Annotated in this window: 16 protein-coding genes and 1 pseudogene; 9 read left to right on the top strand and 8 right to left on the bottom strand. The window is 40.6% G+C overall.

Going from position 1 to position 16,553, the window contains the following annotated elements; genetic code table 11:
- Positions 1-37: 37 nt before the first annotated feature.
- From ESY88_RS08010 to ESY88_RS21685, 6 genes are all read right to left on the bottom strand, one after another.
- Entirely contained in the window at positions 38-1,810 is a 1,773-nt protein-coding gene (locus ESY88_RS08010) for a MutS-related protein (RefSeq protein WP_147086120.1), read from the bottom strand.
- 103 nt (positions 1,811-1,913) lie between these two features.
- The gene (locus ESY88_RS08005) at positions 1,914-2,654 is read right to left on the bottom strand and encodes a succinate dehydrogenase/fumarate reductase iron-sulfur subunit (protein WP_147086121.1); all 741 of its coding nucleotides are present in this window, start codon (positions 2,652-2,654) and stop codon (positions 1,914-1,916) included.
- A 26-nt stretch (positions 2,655-2,680) separates the two neighbouring features.
- Positions 2,681-3,010, bottom strand: a complete 330-nt coding sequence (locus ESY88_RS08000) for a hypothetical protein (RefSeq protein WP_147086122.1) — start codon at positions 3,008-3,010, stop codon at positions 2,681-2,683.
- Between the two features lie 45 nt (positions 3,011-3,055).
- Complete coding sequence (locus ESY88_RS07995; protein ID WP_147086123.1) at positions 3,056-5,053, bottom strand: fumarate reductase/succinate dehydrogenase flavoprotein subunit; 1,998 nt, start codon at positions 5,051-5,053, stop codon at positions 3,056-3,058.
- A 13-nt stretch (positions 5,054-5,066) separates the two neighbouring features.
- On the bottom strand, positions 5,067-5,753 hold the full coding sequence (locus ESY88_RS07990) for a succinate dehydrogenase cytochrome b subunit (RefSeq protein ID WP_147086124.1): 687 nt from the start codon (positions 5,751-5,753) through the stop codon (positions 5,067-5,069).
- 479 nt (positions 5,754-6,232) lie between these two features.
- Positions 6,233-6,367 (bottom strand): hypothetical protein, encoded by a 135-nt coding sequence (locus ESY88_RS21685; RefSeq protein ID WP_262713201.1) that lies wholly within the window; start codon positions 6,365-6,367, stop codon positions 6,233-6,235.
- 116 nt (positions 6,368-6,483) lie between these two features.
- On the opposite strand from ESY88_RS21685, the gene ESY88_RS07985 reads away from it, so the two are divergent.
- On the top strand, positions 6,484-7,776 hold the full coding sequence (locus ESY88_RS07985; protein ID WP_147086125.1) for an aminopeptidase P family protein: 1,293 nt from the start codon (positions 6,484-6,486) through the stop codon (positions 7,774-7,776).
- 221 nt (positions 7,777-7,997) lie between these two features.
- On the opposite strand, the gene ESY88_RS07980 is transcribed toward ESY88_RS07985, so the two are convergent.
- On the bottom strand, positions 7,998-9,548 hold the full coding sequence (locus tag ESY88_RS07980; protein ID WP_147086126.1) for a serine hydrolase: 1,551 nt from the start codon (positions 9,546-9,548) through the stop codon (positions 7,998-8,000).
- Positions 9,549-9,633: 85 nt separating this feature from the next.
- Here ESY88_RS07980 and ESY88_RS07975 point away from each other — a divergent pair, with 85 nt between their 5' ends.
- Positions 9,634-10,431, top strand: a complete 798-nt coding sequence (locus ESY88_RS07975; RefSeq protein ID WP_223270764.1) for an alpha/beta fold hydrolase — start codon at positions 9,634-9,636, stop codon at positions 10,429-10,431.
- 64 nt (positions 10,432-10,495) lie between these two features.
- Complete coding sequence (locus ESY88_RS07970) at positions 10,496-10,759, top strand: hypothetical protein (protein WP_147086127.1); 264 nt, start codon at positions 10,496-10,498, stop codon at positions 10,757-10,759.
- 425 nt (positions 10,760-11,184) lie between these two features.
- Here ESY88_RS07970 and thiL read toward each other — a convergent pair whose 3' ends face one another.
- A complete protein-coding gene (thiL, locus tag ESY88_RS07960; RefSeq protein WP_147086128.1) occupies positions 11,185-12,234 on the bottom strand; it encodes a thiamine-phosphate kinase in 1,050 nt (349 codons plus the stop codon).
- Between the two features lie 158 nt (positions 12,235-12,392).
- On the opposite strand from thiL, the gene ESY88_RS07955 reads away from it, so the two are divergent.
- From ESY88_RS07955 to sufC, 6 genes and pseudogenes are all read left to right on the top strand, one after another.
- On the top strand, positions 12,393-12,638 hold the full coding sequence (locus tag ESY88_RS07955; protein ID WP_147086129.1) for a hypothetical protein: 246 nt from the start codon (positions 12,393-12,395) through the stop codon (positions 12,636-12,638).
- Between the two features lie 273 nt (positions 12,639-12,911).
- Positions 12,912-13,241: a HesB/IscA family protein gene (locus ESY88_RS07950; protein ID WP_147086130.1), complete on the top strand. Its 330-nt coding sequence runs from the start codon at positions 12,912-12,914 to the stop codon at positions 13,239-13,241.
- Between the two features lie 33 nt (positions 13,242-13,274).
- Positions 13,275-13,671, top strand: a pseudogene (locus tag ESY88_RS07945) (four helix bundle protein).
- Positions 13,672-13,705: 34 nt separating this feature from the next.
- Positions 13,706-15,151, top strand: coding sequence for a Fe-S cluster assembly protein SufB (sufB, locus tag ESY88_RS07940; RefSeq protein WP_147086131.1), 1,446 nt, complete (start codon positions 13,706-13,708; stop codon positions 15,149-15,151).
- A gap of 93 nt (positions 15,152-15,244) precedes the next feature.
- A complete protein-coding gene (locus tag ESY88_RS07935) occupies positions 15,245-15,685 on the top strand; it encodes a hypothetical protein (RefSeq protein ID WP_147086132.1) in 441 nt (146 codons plus the stop codon).
- 66 nt (positions 15,686-15,751) lie between these two features.
- Positions 15,752-16,507 carry a Fe-S cluster assembly ATPase SufC gene (gene sufC, locus ESY88_RS07930; RefSeq protein ID WP_147086133.1) on the top strand — a complete coding sequence of 252 codons (756 nt, stop codon included), beginning with the start codon at positions 15,752-15,754 and terminating at the stop codon, positions 16,505-16,507.
- The last annotated feature ends 46 nt before the right edge of the window (positions 16,508-16,553 follow it).

Raw genomic sequence — 16,553 nt, 5'->3', positions numbered from 1 at the left:
GAGCAGTAAGTTCTAGAGTACAATTAATGTGCACTGCTTAATCCACAATTTCCATCTTCCTTAGTAAGAAACTCGCATTCATGTTCTTACAGACCCCTATTTTGAGTTTATAATCAAAGTAGAGCTCATCCTCAATAATTTCGGCATCAAAGTAATAGTTCTCTACTTCGTCAAGTGCTTCGGAAATGCTGCACAAGCTCAAATCGTGGGTTGCGATTATTCCGGTGGCCTTGCCTGCTACCAGTTTTTCCACAAATTTTTTCGAACCGATGGCTTTATCCGTACTATTGGTGCCCTTGAGAATCTCATCCAAAATTATGAAATAGGGCTCTTCAACAATAGCGTCGACTATGAATTTTAAGCGCGTCAATTCCGAATAAAAATAGGAACTATCGTCGGTCAGCGAATCACTTGTGCGCATGCTTGTGATGAGCTTTATGGGGGCGTATTTACTGGCACTTGCACAAACAGGTAAACCAACGTTAGCCATAACGATATGCAGTGACACGGTACGTAAAAAGGTGCTTTTACCAGCCATGTTGGCGCCGGTAATGATAAAAAATTGCTGTTGATCAATTTTGAGATCGCTCGTGACACGTTTCGTTTTATTCAAGAGCGGATGCCCCAAACCTTTAGCTTCTATAGCAGATTTGTTGTGCATTAGTTCTGGGAATACGTGGTCCTGATGGTTATAGGCGTAGGTGCCTAAACTGTTGTAGGCATCAAAAAACGCTACCGCCTCAAACCAATGCTCTACAGTTTGGGCATAGCTACCAATCCAGCGTTCAACCTGATAAGCATTCTTTATATCCAGCAATAAATAACCGTTACCAAAGAGTGCGGAAATTAAATTACTGCGGTTATCTAAGGCGTCTAATTTTTTTGAGAAGCTTTTGAAAATCGCGGATGCTTTTTTGCCTTGTGACTGGATTTGTGCTTGCTTTGCTTGCAATAATTGTGAGCTGAAGGACCTCTGCTCTATTTGGTCTAATAGCGAAGCATATTGTTTAAAGGTGTTTTTTGTTTTATCTGAATTGTTGGCCAAGGTATTGATATTTTTTAAAAACCGACCCGTAATGAGCAAGCCTACAAACAACCAATAGCCAAAATAATTGAAATCGATAAGTTCAGCGACGCACAAGCCAAAGAGTACAATGGAAAACACTGAGAATACTTGAGGAAACCAAAGCATGAATTTTGGAATGAATGGCTTATGGTTTTTTAGCCAGTCCATAATTGCCTTGGCTGAGGTTTCGGTCTTTACCAAACTCGCCGTGGCTGCATACAGCTGTGACCAATCAGCCATTTCAGATAGCTCTGTGATGGCTAATTGACGTTCTGTGATGCTCTTTATGTCATTGGCTTTCAGCGCTTGGGCCAGTTGCAAGCCACCTTCGGCCGTGGCAGTACGGTTCATGTACTGAAAGAACGAGCCCCTTCCGAAGAGGTCAATATCCCAACTGTAAAAATGCTGGGTGTCTTGATAGGCCATACCATCCTTCCGATGGTGAAATTTTGATTCGATTATCAGCAATTCCTCTTGATTGATATCTGCCAGGGCTTCGTGTAATATTTTCTTTGATTTGAATTTGTTGTAATTGACTAGCAATACTATAAAAAGTGCGATTCCAACAAAAGCGATACCTGCCATGATCACATAATTGCCCCATGCGAAATAAATAGCTATTGCGGTAGCCATAAATACGATAAGTCTTAAAGTGCTTAGCCCCAAAAGCCTTTTTTTCAATCCTGTGGCTTGTTGGGTGTTGAACTCTAATTGTTGCTGGTAATAGGTTTTGGGATTTTTCATCTTGTCTTAAAACTGTAAAGAAACAAAAATTCCCAAGCAGTAGTGCTTGGGAATTTCCGTTTAACAATATATTATTAAGTTAATGGTTTGTAGCTGTTGAAACTTAGAAGCTTGCTTTAAGGTATTCTACGTTTAAGCGCGCAATGTTTTTAAGCGAAATGCCTTTAGGACATTCAATCTCACAAGCTCCGGTGTTGGTGCAATTTCCAAAACCTTCAACATCCATTTGCTTGACCATATTCAGCACACGGTCTGTAGCTTCAATTTCGCCTTGAGGTAATAAAGCATATTGTGAAACCTTTGCGCCTACAAACAGCATGGCACTGGCATTTTTACAGGCTGCCACACAAGCACCACAACCAATGCAGGTTGCTGCACTAAAGGCATCATCTGCGTCGTGCTTATTTATAGGAATGGTATTTGCATCAATTGTGTTTCCTGAAGTGTTAACCGAGATAAACCCACCAGCCTGCTGGATGCGATCAAAAGCACTGCGATCTACAATTAAATCTTTGATTACAGGAAACGCTTTTGCTCTAAAAGGCTCTATAAATATAGTATCACCATCATTGAACATTCTCATGTGCAATTGGCAGGTGGTAACACCTCTATCTGGGCCGTGAGGTTCGCCATTGATTTGCAATGAGCAGGACCCACAAATCCCTTCACGACAGTCGTGGTCAAAAGAAACTGGTTCGTCACCATTGGTGATTAACTGGCCGTTTAAGACGTCAAGCATTTCCAAAAAGGACATATCTGGAGACACATCCTTTATGGGGTAGTCTACCATTTTTCCTTTAGTTTTGGCGTTCTTTTGACGCCATATTTTTAATGTTAAATTCATAACCTTATTTTTTTTGTTGTGATCAATCAATTTTGACCAATTTGTGTTATGTCTAAGCCAGATTTTTCAAAATCAATATCCAAACCTCCTGTTTTTCTTAAAATAAAATTCAAAAGCGCAGTGGAAATCAAAGTCACGATAAAGGCAACCACGGCATAGATAATTGGGATTAAGACGACCATGAAAATACCGCCTCCAAAGATGGCAGCTCCTGCACCAAAGGACTCTGAAGCTGCACCTGCGCCTATTAGGGAAAATAAGAGCGCCATTGGTACAAATACAATGAGCATGATCAAGGCAGTCAAAATAGCTGCGATGGTTGCGTATTTAACAGGATCAATTCTTTTAAGCTTCAATCGGAGCGTGTTGGTACCCATCGGTTTTGATTATGTTGGTTCAACTTATTTATAGGAACGGGTTTTTACCTCAATATCTTCATATTCAAGGTTTTCTTTATGTAAAATAGAATCCTTTGGTTCGCCATTATATTCCCAAGCCGAGACAAATTGAAACTCCTCACGTCGGGTTGCTTCACCTTCTGCCGTTTGATATTCTTCTCTAAAATGACCTCCGGCAGATTCTTCCCTTTCTAAAGCATCTTTTGCAAAGAGCTCTCCCAGTTCCAGGAAATCTGCTACACGACCAGCTTTTGCCAATTCTTCATTGAATTCGTTAGCGGTACCTGGCACACGAACATCTTTCCAGAATTCTGCTCTCAAATCTGAAATTTCTTTGATTGCCGATTTCAAATCTTCAGCATTCCTCGCCATTCCGCATTTGTTCCACATTATTTTTCCTAAACGCTTGTGGAAATAATCTACGGGGTGGGTTCCCTTATTGTTGATCAAGTGTTCAATATTGTCTTTAACTACTTTTTCCGCCTCATCAAACTCCTTTGTGTTGGTTGGGATTTCCCCAGTTCTAATATCATGGGCTAAATAATCACCTATTGTGTAAGGCAATACAAAGTAGCCATCTGCTAGGCCTTGCATTAATGCGGAAGCACCCAATCTATTGGCACCATGATCTGAGAAGTTAGCTTCGCCAATGGAGTAAAGTCCCTTAACAGTGGTCTGTAAATTATAATCTACCCACAGGCCGCCCATGGTGTAATGTACCGCTGGGTAAATCATCATAGGGGTTTCGTAAGGGTTTTCATCAACAATCTTCTCGTACATTTGGAAGAGGTTTCCGTATTTTTCCTTGATAATTTCCTGACCTAATTTCTTGACCAATTGCTCATCATTTTCATCAAGACCTTTGACGTGAGCTTGCTCTTTTCCATATCTCATAAATGAAGAAGCAAAATCCAAATATACCGCTTCACCAGTTTTGTTAACACCATAACCAGCATCACAACGCTCTTTGGCAGCTCGGGAAGCGACATCGCGTGGCACCAAATTGCCGAAAGCTGGATATCGACGCTCTAAATAATAATCTCTATGTTCTTCGGGAATTTCCGTAGGTTTCATTTTACGACTTCTAATAGCCTCTACATCTTCTTTCCTCTCAGGCACCCAAATGCGGCCATCATTACGCAAGGATTCCGACATCAAGGTCAGTTTTGACTGATGATCGCCCGATACTGGAATACAGGTTGGGTGTATTTGCGTATAACAAGGATTGGCAAAATAAGCACCACGTTTGTAAGCTTTCCAAGCAGCAGTCACATTTGAGCCCATGGCGTTTGTGGATAGGAAGAATACGTTTCCGTAACCACCAGAGCCTAAAACCACGGCATGTGCTGAATGTCTTTCGATCTCGCCAGACACTAAGTCTCTAGCGATGATACCTCTTGCTTTTCCATCAACAACCACTACATCCAACATTTCATGACGGTTATACATGGTAATCTTACCCCGTCCAATCTGGCGGTTCATTGCAGAATAGGCGCCCAGTAATAATTGTTGTCCTGTTTGCCCCGCAGCATAAAACGTTCTGGAGACCAAAACCCCTCCAAAAGAGCGGTTGTCTAAAAGGCCACCATATTCTCTGGCAAATGGCACACCTTGCGCCACGCATTGGTCAATGATATTTGCAGAGACTTCTGCCAAGCGATAGACATTAGCTTCACGGGAGCGGTAGTCACCACCCTTTACAGTATCGTAAAACAAGCGGTAAACAGAGTCACCATCGCCTTGATAATTTTTTGCTGCATTAATGCCACCTTGCGCGGCAATAGAGTGCGCGCGTCTAGGCGAATCTTGAAAACAGAACGCCTTGACGTTATAGCCTAGCTCTGCCAAAGTCGCTGCGGCAGATCCACCTGCCAAGCCAGTACCAACTACTATAACGTCAATGTTACGCTTGTTGGCTGGGTTTACCAGGTTGATGTCGTTTTTATGTTTGGTCCACTTATCTTTAAGCGGGCCTTTTGGTATTTTGGAATCTAAAGCCATATTAGATGCGTTTTTAGTGAGATAAATGATGGTACACTGCAATAAATATAAATCCTAACGGGATGCCTACTGCATAGACCTTTCCGAAGCCTTTTAGACCTCTAGTGTATTTGTTATTTGCGCCAATGGATTGAAAGGAAGAACTAAACCCGTGCAGCAAATGCAGCGCCAAGAATATAAATCCAACGCAATAAAGCGCTACTCGCCAAAGTGGTTCAAACTTATGTACGAGTTCTTCGTAGTATCTAAAACCACTGTCGATATTATTTGGGTCTTGGAGTCCTGAAGCATCCCCAACAATATATTTGGTGTTGATTTCTGGGATCCAAAAATCAATGAAGTGAATGATCAAGAATATCAATATAAAGCCACCACTCCAAATCATATTTCGGCTCATCCAAGTGGACTTTGCGTTGCCATTGTCTTTGATATAGCTTTTTTGACGTGCTCTATTGTTTCTAATCTCTAGCACAAAGCCCATGATAAAATGAAAAAGAACACCGAGGATCAAAATGGGTTGTAACACGAACTGTACCAACCAGAACGTCCCCATAAAATGGGAAACATTGTTAAAGGTGTCTGGGCTGAAGACAGACAGAATGTTGATGGAAAAATGCTGTAAAATGAAAATCATAAGGAAGAGTGCCGAAAGTGCCATGGCAAACTTTCTTCCAATTGAAGAATTTAAAATTCCGCTCATTGTTATGTAGTTATATATTGGTACACAAAGATAGGGTCTAAGCCAATGGTCTACAAGTTTTCGTTTTAATTTTGCTTATTTAGAATAAGTTTAATTAGTGGATGCAACGATGATTTGTAGGACTTTAACTGAACACAGCAAACGTAAACTTGGAGCCTATAAACTTGGGGATTGCTCTTTCGGAAAACGATTTTATTCGAAGCTTTTATGAGCTTATTTTGAGATCTAAAGATTTCTCTTTAATGCATCATTTTCAGAAGGCCGAGCGCCTATTCAGGGCTTTGTTTTGAGCCTTCATTTACCATTTTTAGTTATTCAAAATAGGATTAAACCTAAATATAGGTCTTTTAAATAGTTTTGGCAATTTTTATAAAAAAATCAGTTTTATTAGATTTTGATCCTTGAGAAATAAAAAGTGAAATTTGACTAAATTCTAGCCATTATAGCGATAAATCAAATTTGAAGTTTATAAAAAGTTTTCAATTTTTCAGGTAAATGAGGGTTTGCGATTTGATGGTATAGGTTTCCTCCCGATGCAAATCAAGTCTTGTGTTTCCAATTTCAAAGTGTCTTGGCAGCTCAAATCCTTCCGAAGCAATTATGCATAGTACCATCATTGAAATTTGAAAGATCAAAGTTGCAACTTAATTAGTTTGGATACCTTGTTTAAGCAATCCTTGATAAGCCCTTTCGAAATTCGTACTTTTGAAGAACACTTAAAATCGAAACCATGAAATACCATAAAATCAACAAAGACCTGTTTATAAAGAACCGTAAAAACTTCATGTCGAAAATGAAAGACAGTAGTTTGGCGGTATTCAACTCTAACGATATTTATCCCATTAGTGCCGATAGCACCATGCCGTTTCAGCAAAGCCGCGACATCTTCTATTTGAGTGGCGTGGACCAGGAAGAAAGTGTATTGGTCTTGTTTCCCGATTGCCCAAAGGAAAAGCATCGTGAAATTCTATTTTTAAAGGAAACCAACGATCATATTGCAGTTTGGGAAGGCGAGAAGCTAACCAAGGAAGCCGCTTTTGAGACTAGTGGCATCAAAACAGTGTATTGGCTTAAAGACATGGATAAAGTCCTGTTTGAACTCATGACCCAATGTGATACGGTCTACGTAAATACCAATGAGCATTACAGAGCTAACATAGAGACCGAAACCCGCGAAGCCCGTTTTATCAAAACACTTTTGGAAAAATATCCTGCACACTCCGTGGCAAAGAGCAACCCAATTTTGCAGCGTCTACGTTCAGTAAAAGATCCCATCGAATTGAAGCTGATGCAAGAAGCCTGTACCATTACTGAAAAAGGCTTTAAACGCGTCTTGGATTTTGTAAAACCTGGCGTTTGGGAATACAATATAGAAGCAGAGTTTATGCACGAATTTTTAAATAACCGCTCCAGAGGCTTCTCCTATACGCCAATTGTGGCTTCGGGTAATAATGCCAACGTGTTGCACTATGTTGAAAACAATCAAGAATGTAAGGCCGGCGATTTGATTTTAATCGATGCTGGCGCTGAATATGCCAATTATTCCAGTGATATGACGCGAACGATTCCTGTGTCAGGCAAATTTACCAAGCGTCAAAAAGAGGTTTATAACGCGGTGAACCGTGTGAAAAAAGAAGCGACAAAATTATTGGTTCCGGGTGCTTTTTGGGAATCCTACCACGTTGAGGTTGGTAAAATGATGACTTCAGAATTATTGGGACTTGGGCTTCTAGACAAAGCCGATGTGCAAAATGAGGATAAGGATTGGCCAGCCTATAAAAAATACTTCATGCATGGCACCTCGCATCACATTGGTTTGGATACCCACGATTATGGGATTTTGACCGAGCCTATGCAAGCCAACAACGTCTTTACCGTAGAACCTGGAATTTATATTCCTGCGGAAGGTTTTGGCATTCGTTTGGAAGATGACTTAGTGATTCAAGAGAAAGGCGAACCTTTTAATTTGATGGGCGATATCCCTATTGAAGCGGAAGAAATTGAGGAACTTATGAATTCTTGAAGAAATTGAAATTGAAATTGAAATTGAAATTGAACTGGAAGCGGAAGTTTGATTATCCGTTTTAATTCATTTCAAGATGCGGTTATTCATAAAAAGTGCGCCAACTGAAATTTCGGTTGGCGCACTTTTTTTGATTGAGGCTCAAGTGGATATGACTATAGGTTGGTCACACTCAATATGTTGTCTTGAACCTAAAAGCAAATCAGCTCAATTTTTTCGTATCATTTTGTCCTTTTGAATTCCAAATCTTCAAAATCGAAGCTGAAATCGGTTATTGGGGCGATGGGTTTCATTCTTGCGCCAATGGCCTTGCCTGTTTCGTCAAAAGTGAAGTTGACAAATACATCGGCATCGTAGCTGCGGTTGTTCCATTTGGCAATGAAGCTGCTGTAATTATAAGGCAGCAATTCTCCAATCAAGGTTTTCGAGCGTTTGCTGGAGATGCTGTAACTGTTCCCGTTATGTGAAATCCTAATATCGCCAAACCAATCGTCGGTATAAGTGCCAACAATTTGTTCGGGTTTTGGGAAGGCTTTATTGGTTTTGGCAAGTTTAACTTCATCATAGACTGCGGTTTTGATGCTGTCATTATAGGTTATGAAGTTGGTGTTTGAATCTCCCAGTCGTTTCAGCCAATTCCTATCGTCGTAGCCTAAATAACTGTCTTTTATCGTGTTTGTAATACTATTGAAGGCCGAACCGTTCATTTGATTGGTAAGTACCACAATGGCAAGATTCATGTCGGGAATCATTGTGAATTGGGTCACGGTACCCAACAAACCACCGGTGTGATAGACTTGTTTATGTCCGCCCTTAACATCGGTCAAGAACCAGCCCAATCCATACCCCCTGAAGTTGGAACCATAACTGTCATTCGCACTTACCTTTAAGGGCATTTGCAATTGCCAAAGCTCATTGAGTTGCTTTTCGCTAAGTAATCGCTCGCCTTCCGCAGTGACTGCGCCATCCATCAAGAATTTTGCCCAAGTAAGCATATCAGGAATATTGGAAACGATGCCTCCAGCAGGATTTGCGGTATCGCTCCAATCGTGTGGGATCTGGATTACTTTGCCATCTGCCATGGTATGGGCTTCAATGATATTGGATTTATCGGTAACCCGGTTATAGGATGCTTTACTGCTGCTCATGCCAACCGGTTTAAGGATTCTGGTCTCAATGAATTCTTCCCATGAGAGTCCGCTAAGCCGTTTCAAAACCTCGCCTGCAACGATGTACATATTATTATTGTATTCAAATGCGCTTCGGAAAGAACTTTCAGGCTCTAAATATTTGAGGTTTGCTAGGATGTCTTCCGTAGAAAAACTATTGTTTTCAGGGAAGAACATGAGATCGCCAGCGCCAAGCCCTAAACCACTGCGATGCGTCACGAGGTCGCGTATTGTAAAATGCTTGGTTACCCAGGCGTCATGCAATTGAAATTCTGGAATGTATTTGCGTACGGTATCGTCCCAGTTGAGCTTGCCTTCATCTACCATCATGGCCAATGCAACGCAGGTAAAACCCTTAGAGTTGGAAGCAATGCCTACCAAGGTAGTTGCGTTCATGTCTTTGTTGGAGGTTAGGGACCGTACACCTTTGCCTTTCGCATAGACGATCTTGCCATCCTTTAAAATGCCTACGGAAATACCCGGTACTTCAAAGGTGCTTAGCGTTTGTTCAATAAGTGTGTCCAGTTTTTGTTCTTCAATCTGCGCGTTTAAGGAAATGCAAGTTACGAGGAGGAGAAGGGCGAGATAATTTTTGATATTCATGGACTAGGAGTTTAGAAGTTTCAGAATTGAAGCTCAAAGATAATAATTACTTGATGGATATGGAGATATGACAGTGTTGAAAAGTATGCAAAGGCTATCTTTGCAGGCTATGATTTTGAATTATAAGAATATTGAGGTGCATTACAAGGATGAAGGTAAAGGCAAAGTGCTGCTTCTGCTTCACGGTTTCCTGGAAAATTCTACAATGTGGGACAGTCTGAAGCCAGAATTGCTGAAAACGCGTCGACTGATTTCTGTAGATTTGTTGGGGCATGGTCAAACCGGGTGTTTAGGGTATGTGCACCCCATGGGAATGATGGCGGAAACAGTTGCAGCAGTTTTGAAAACGCTAAATGTTATCCGGTTTTCGGTCATTGGACATTCCATGGGTGGTTATGTGGCCTTGGCACTGGCTGAACAGCAGCCCAATGCGATTGAGGGCCTTTGCTTAATGAACAGTACTTTTGAAGCCGATGATGAAGCGCGTAAACAAATTAGAAAACGATCTATTGAATTGGCGCAGGGCAACTATGAAGCATTGGTGCGCATGTCTTATGTGAATTTATTTTCTTCGGAAAGTGCGAAAAAATACCTGAATGAAATCGAAGCGGGATTAAATCAAGCTTTGAAAACATCGAAGCAGGGTTATGTAGCTGCGCAAGAAGGCATGTGCTTGCGATCGGATAAGCTTGAAGTGCTCAAAAATCTCAAGGCAAAAAAATGGATGCTGATGGGCACTAAAGATGCTGTGATCAAAGCAGATCCTTTAAAAAACAGAATTGGCCAAACGGATATTGTGTTGAAAGAATTGGGATGCGGGCACATGATGCATCTTGAGAGCATTACAGAATTAACTTACATTATAAAACATGTTATCGAATAATATGACAAGTCAGCGTTTTGTTCATAAATTTTTTATAAGTTAGTCATCTGTAAATCTAACTATTATGAAAAAATCAACCCAAGCCTCCAGTCCGTTTAAAATTGTTTGCACTCTTTTTGGCCACAAGTATGTGCTCTCAAAGAAAGTGACGCCACATGTTAAAGAGTACACGTGTAAGTGTTGTAAACATCAATTGACCACCAATGGAAATGGAGAACTCACAGAGCTCACGCCAAAATATCAGGAAATCAATGATATCTTGGGAGACTTTTACTCGAGACGCTTGATGCACATGAAAAATCAGAATCCAATATCCGCATCCTATTAATGTGGAACTTCGTTTTATCTTAGGCTCACATCTAATTGAGTTGGCCATTACACGCATTTGCGTGCTAGTGACGAAAAACTTTTAAGGAGAAAGCGACGCAGGTCTTTTGCTGATTTAAAACAGGGGTAAAACGTTGTTTTAAAATAGCTTTAACACAAATTTTTTTTTTCATTCCAGCATTTTACTTATAATAATAAAAAAAATCAAGGATTTGAAAAACCTATTTTGTAAACTCTTCCAACATGAAATTGTTGTAAAAACCGATGTCACGAAAATAGTCAAAGAATATGAATGCATACATTGCAAAAAACAATTCACGACCAGCGATAAGGGCAAGCTAATACCACTTACCACTAAGCGCAAGGAAACAAATAAAGTTTTAAAGTCTTTATATCAAAGGCGAAAAAAAATCAAAAAGCTTATTCCTAATGGTCGCCTAAAGCGTTCCAGCCTTTAGCAATGATGGGTATCACTTGTTCGCCACGAGTGATGAGGTTCATGCCGCGCGCTTCTTCCGTAATAAAACCAATTACCGTTAAATTGGGATTGCCTTTTATTTTCTCAAAATCTTCTTGAGCAATGGTCATCAATAATTCGTAATCTTCGCCGCCATTCAAGGCGATCGTCGTGCTGTCTATTTTGAACTCCTCGCAAACAGAAATAACCTCCGGATCCAATGGGATTTTACTCTCATACAATTCCACCCCCACCTTACTTTGTTTACAAATATGGATTATTTCCGAGGACAAGCCGTCGCTAACGTCCATCATTGCGGTTGGTTTCACTTCTAAATCCTTGAGCAATTCTACAATATCCTTTCGCGCTTCAGGCTTCAACTGCCGCTCAATAATGTAAGTATAGGCATCTAAGTCGGGCTGATTCTCAGGGTTTACCTTAAATACTTCCTTTTCACGTTCCAAAACTTGCAATCCCATATAGGCTGCGCCAATATCACCTGTAAGCACCACAAGATCGTTGGGTTTGGCACCATTGCGGTACACCACATCGTCTTTGTCGACCTCGCCAATCGCGGTGACTGAGATTAGCAAACCCGTGGTTGAAGAGGTTGTGTCACCTCCAACAACATCGATATCATAAATGGACGCTGCGGTTTCTATGCCTGCATACAATGCTTCCAGAGCCTCTAAAGGAAACCTGTTTGAAACCGCAATTGACACTGTAATTTGTGTCGCTGTGGCATTCATCGCATACACATCAGATAAATTGACCACGACTGCTTTATAGCCCAAATGTTTTAAAGGCATATAGCTGAGATCAAAATGCACATTTTCAACCAAAAGATCGGTGGTCACAACGACCTGCTTATCTTTAAAGTCCAAAACTGCAGCATCGTCTCCAATACCCTTTATGGAGGAACTTTTCTTAATCTTGAAATTTTTTGTCAAATGGTCTATCAGGCCAAATTCGCCCAACTGTTCTAAGGGCGTGCGCTGTGGATTCTTATCTTCTATCATGCTACAAAAGTAACTTGGTTTTTTTAATTGGACGTTTTCCGTACTAATTCTTTACTTCGGAAATTTAATAACACGCATTTCATCGAAAATATACGTACTTAAACCTATTTATGCTATTTAATGGCTAATTTAGTCATCCCAAATTGATTAACCTACTTATGAAAACTACTACTCACGAATTATCGTGCTCTATTTTTGGGCACAACCTCGAACCTGTCTACACTACTTCCGAAAAGTCCCATCACTGTCGTAAATTTATCTGCACTAGCTGCAAGACAAAAGTGAATATGGATGCCAATGGCGAAGTTCAAGAGCTTCCGTATAAAAATGAGAAGATCTCGAATGCATTAAGGCAATTGTTTCTGCTCAAGAGAAAGTCTTCCGAAAGGCAATTTTCCATTTAATAAAATCATTTCACAGTTCGGTAAATTTTTCCTTTTTCTACGGAAGGAATAGGTCTTCGTTGGCTGTTAATCGTTGTAAAACGCTGCGTTCAATTTCATGGTATTTCTTTAAACTTCTCGATCCTTTTAAGGGCGTTTATTTTTCTGCTTTCTAGGCTGTTGGCGCATAGTAAAAGCCTATCCCGTCATTTGCCAATATAATGTTAGTTGCTATGGTTAAACCCTACATATATCGTATATTTGCAATCTATTAGGACATAACCCATATTACGAATGATTAAAGTATCAGAAACAGCTAAAAAGAAGGTCGTTGAGCTTATGAGCGAGGACGGATTTAACAGTACTATCGACTTTGTGCGCGTTGGCGTGAAAAGTGGTGGCTGTTCCGGTTTGTCTTATGATCTCAAGTTTGATCACGAAAAACAGGAGGAAGATAAGGTCTTTGAAGACAATGGCGTAAAAATCATTGTGGATAAAAAGAGTTTTCTTTACCTCATTGGCACTACTTTGGAATATTCCGGAGGGTTAAACGGTGCTGGGTTTGTATTTAATAACCCAAATGCGAACAGGACTTGTGGTTGCGGGGAGAGTTTTTCTCTATAGCAGTTCAACGTTCAAGGTTCAAGATTCAAAGTTATGGCAACGGTAAATAAATTTGAGGATTTGGAGATTTGGAAATTATCTCGAATGCTCTGCAATGACATCAATAAGATAGCCAATAGCAGCGATTTGAGAACAGATTATAAGTTATACAGTCAAATAGATGGTTCTTCGGGTTCCGTAATGGATAATATTGCGGAAGGCTTTGAACGAAACGGAAACAGGAAGTTTATCCAGTTTCTATCTATTTCAAAAGCTTCATGCGGCGAAACAAGGTCGCAATTGTATAGGGTTTTGGATAGAAATTGCATTAAAAAATGAAGAGTTCAAAAAGCTTTACGAACAAACAATCGTTTTGGGAAAAATGATTGGAGGTTTTATGAATTATCTGAAATCAAGTGATTTAAAGGGAAGCAAATATAAAGCAGATTAGCCCAACTTTGAATTTTAAATTTTAAACTCGGAATATGAAATATACAGAAGACGATTTACGCGAGGAGTTAAAAACCAAGGAATATGAGTACGGATTTTATACAGATATAGAATCGGACACCTTTCCTGTAGGTTTGAATGAAGATGTAGTGCGTGCGATTTCCATGAAAAAGGAGGAGCCGGAATGGATGACCGAGTGGCGATTGGAAGCTTATCGGTATTGGGAAAGCATGATTGAGCCAGAATGGGCCAATGTAAATTATAAAAAACCAGATTTTCAGGGAATTTCCTACTATTCCGCACCAAATAAAAAGCCGAAATACGAGAGCTTGGATGAGGTGGATCCAGAATTGTTGGACACTTTCAAAAAATTAGGGATTTCGCTGGATGAGCAGAAAATGCTCGCCGGTGTTGCGATGGATGTCGTGGTCGATTCAGTTTCCGTTGCGACTTCATTCAAAAAATCCTTGGGGGAGAAAGGCATTATTTTCTGTTCCATTTCCGAAGCGATCCGGGAGCATCCAGCATTGGTCAAAAAATATTTAGGAACTGTAGTGCCACAACGGGATAATTTCTATGCGGCACTCAATAGTGCGGTCTTTAGCGACGGTAGTTTTTGCTACATCCCTAAAGGGGTGCGCTGCCCAATGGAATTGTCCACCTATTTCAGAATCAACCAAGCGGGTACTGGCCAGTTTGAGAGAACCTTGCTTATTGCCGATGAAGGCAGTTATGTGAGTTATCTAGAGGGCTGCACCGCGCCAAGTCGTGATGAAAACCAATTGCACGCCGCAGTGGTGGAACTCATTGCCTTGGACGATGCCGAAATCAAGTATTCTACCGTTCAAAACTGGTATCCTGGTAATGCAGAAGGTAAAGGCGGTGTTTACAACTTCGTAACCAAACGAGGTATTTGCGAGAAAAACGCCAAAATCTCTTGGACCCAGGTCGAGACCGGTTCTGCCATTACTTGGAAATATCCTAGTTGTATTTTGAAGGGCGATAACTCTGTAGGGGAATTTTATTCCATTGCAGTGACCAATAATTACCAGCAAGCCGATACAGGGACTAAAATGATCCATTTGGGCAAGAATACAAAATCGACGATTATCTCTAAAGGGATTTCGGCAGGTCATTCTCAAAACTCCTATCGTGGGTTGGTTCACATTAGCGCACGAGCTGATAATGCCAGAAATTTCTCCCAATGCGATAGTTTGTTGATGGGTAACGCCTGTGGTGCACACACCTTCCCTTATATTGAAGCCAAAAACAAATCGGCTAAAGTAGAGCATGAGGCAACCACGAGCAAAATTGGCGAGGATCAGATCTTTTATTGCAACCAACGCGGTATCGATACCGAAAAGGCTATCGCACTTATCGTGAATGGATTTAGCAAGGAAGTGCTCAATAAGCTCCCAATGGAATTTGCTGTGGAAGCACAAAAACTATTGGAGATTAGTTTGGAAGGTAGCGTAGGATAACCAATTTCTGCAGATGCAGGAATCACATAAATTTATACCAGGTTTCTAATTGGAGTTGAATTAAAAAGAAATCCGTTTTCACGGAAAGGAAACATGAAAAAAACCCTGTTGATCATGCTCATGATTTTGACAATCATCAGCTGTAAAGACGAAGCAAAATCGGAAGCAGAAAAACCTTCCGAAGCCAATGAACAGATGAGTGAAAATGCTAAAACCGAGCTTCAAAATGACGGTTTGATTACCGTACAAGGTACATTTGTTTATTATGACGATGCAGCAGTTTTGCAAACACCATCCGGAATGATAGGTGTTGTGGTCAATGAGAAAATGCAGGACTTGAATAAAAAGGTGCAAGCTTATAAAAAAGAGTCCACAGATATGGTGCCGGTCACAATTCGAGGCCGACTATTCAAAAAGCCTGAAAATGAAATAGGCTGGGAAAACCGCATAGAGATCAAGGAAATCCTGAAAGTCTCCCCTCCAAAAGCAGGAGATAACGAAGTAATTAGATTAGAGAACAAGGAAAGTAAATAAAAAATATGGGAAGCCGAACAGAGATGTAATATTGAATTCGAAACCCTAAACTTTGAACTGAAAAGTATGTTAAAGATAATAGATTTGCACGCAAGTGTTGAAGGAAAAGAAATATTAAGAGGTATCAACCTCGAGGTTAAAGCAGGCGAAGTACACGCTATCATGGGGCCAAATGGCTCTGGTAAAAGCACCTTGGCCAATGTGATTGCAGGTAAGGAAGAATACGAGGTCGAGAAAGGCCAAATTCTTTTGGAAGGCGAAGATATTGATGAATTGTCGGCAGATGAACGTGCCCACAAGGGTGTGTTCTTGTCTTTTCAATACCCAATCGAGATTCCTGGCGTTTCCGTCACTAATTTCATAAAAACAGCAATCAACGCAAATCGCAAGGCCAACGGTCTTGACGATATGCCTGCAAAGGATATGTTGAAGATGATTCGTGAGAAATCGGAGATGCTGGCGATTGACCGCAAGTTTCTCTCCCGTTCTTTAAACGAAGGCTTTTCTGGAGGCGAGAAAAAACGTAACGAAATTTTCCAAATGGCCATGTTAGAGCCTAAATTGGCGATTTTGGACGAAACTGATTCTGGACTGGATATCGATGCGTTGCGCATTGTTGCCGACGGCGTGAATGCATTAAAAACCAAAGACAACGCAGTAATCGTAATTACACACTACCAACGCTTGTTAGATCACATTATACCCGATTTTGTGCACGTTCTGCACGAAGGTCGCATCGTGAAATCTGGTTCTAAAGAATTGGCGCACAAGCTAGAAGAAAAAGGTTACGATTGGATTAAAGAAGAAGTGGAGCTTGATTAAAGGTTGCAGTTAGCAGTCTTAAGTCCATAGTGAAATGCTTTGAGAC

Source organism: Subsaximicrobium wynnwilliamsii (genome assembly GCF_007997225.1).
Classification (GTDB): Bacteria; Bacteroidota; Bacteroidia; order Flavobacteriales; family Flavobacteriaceae; genus Psychroserpens; species Psychroserpens wynnwilliamsii.
Note: the sequence above shows the minus strand (reverse complement) of the source record. Positions and strands in the feature narration are given on the sequence as shown.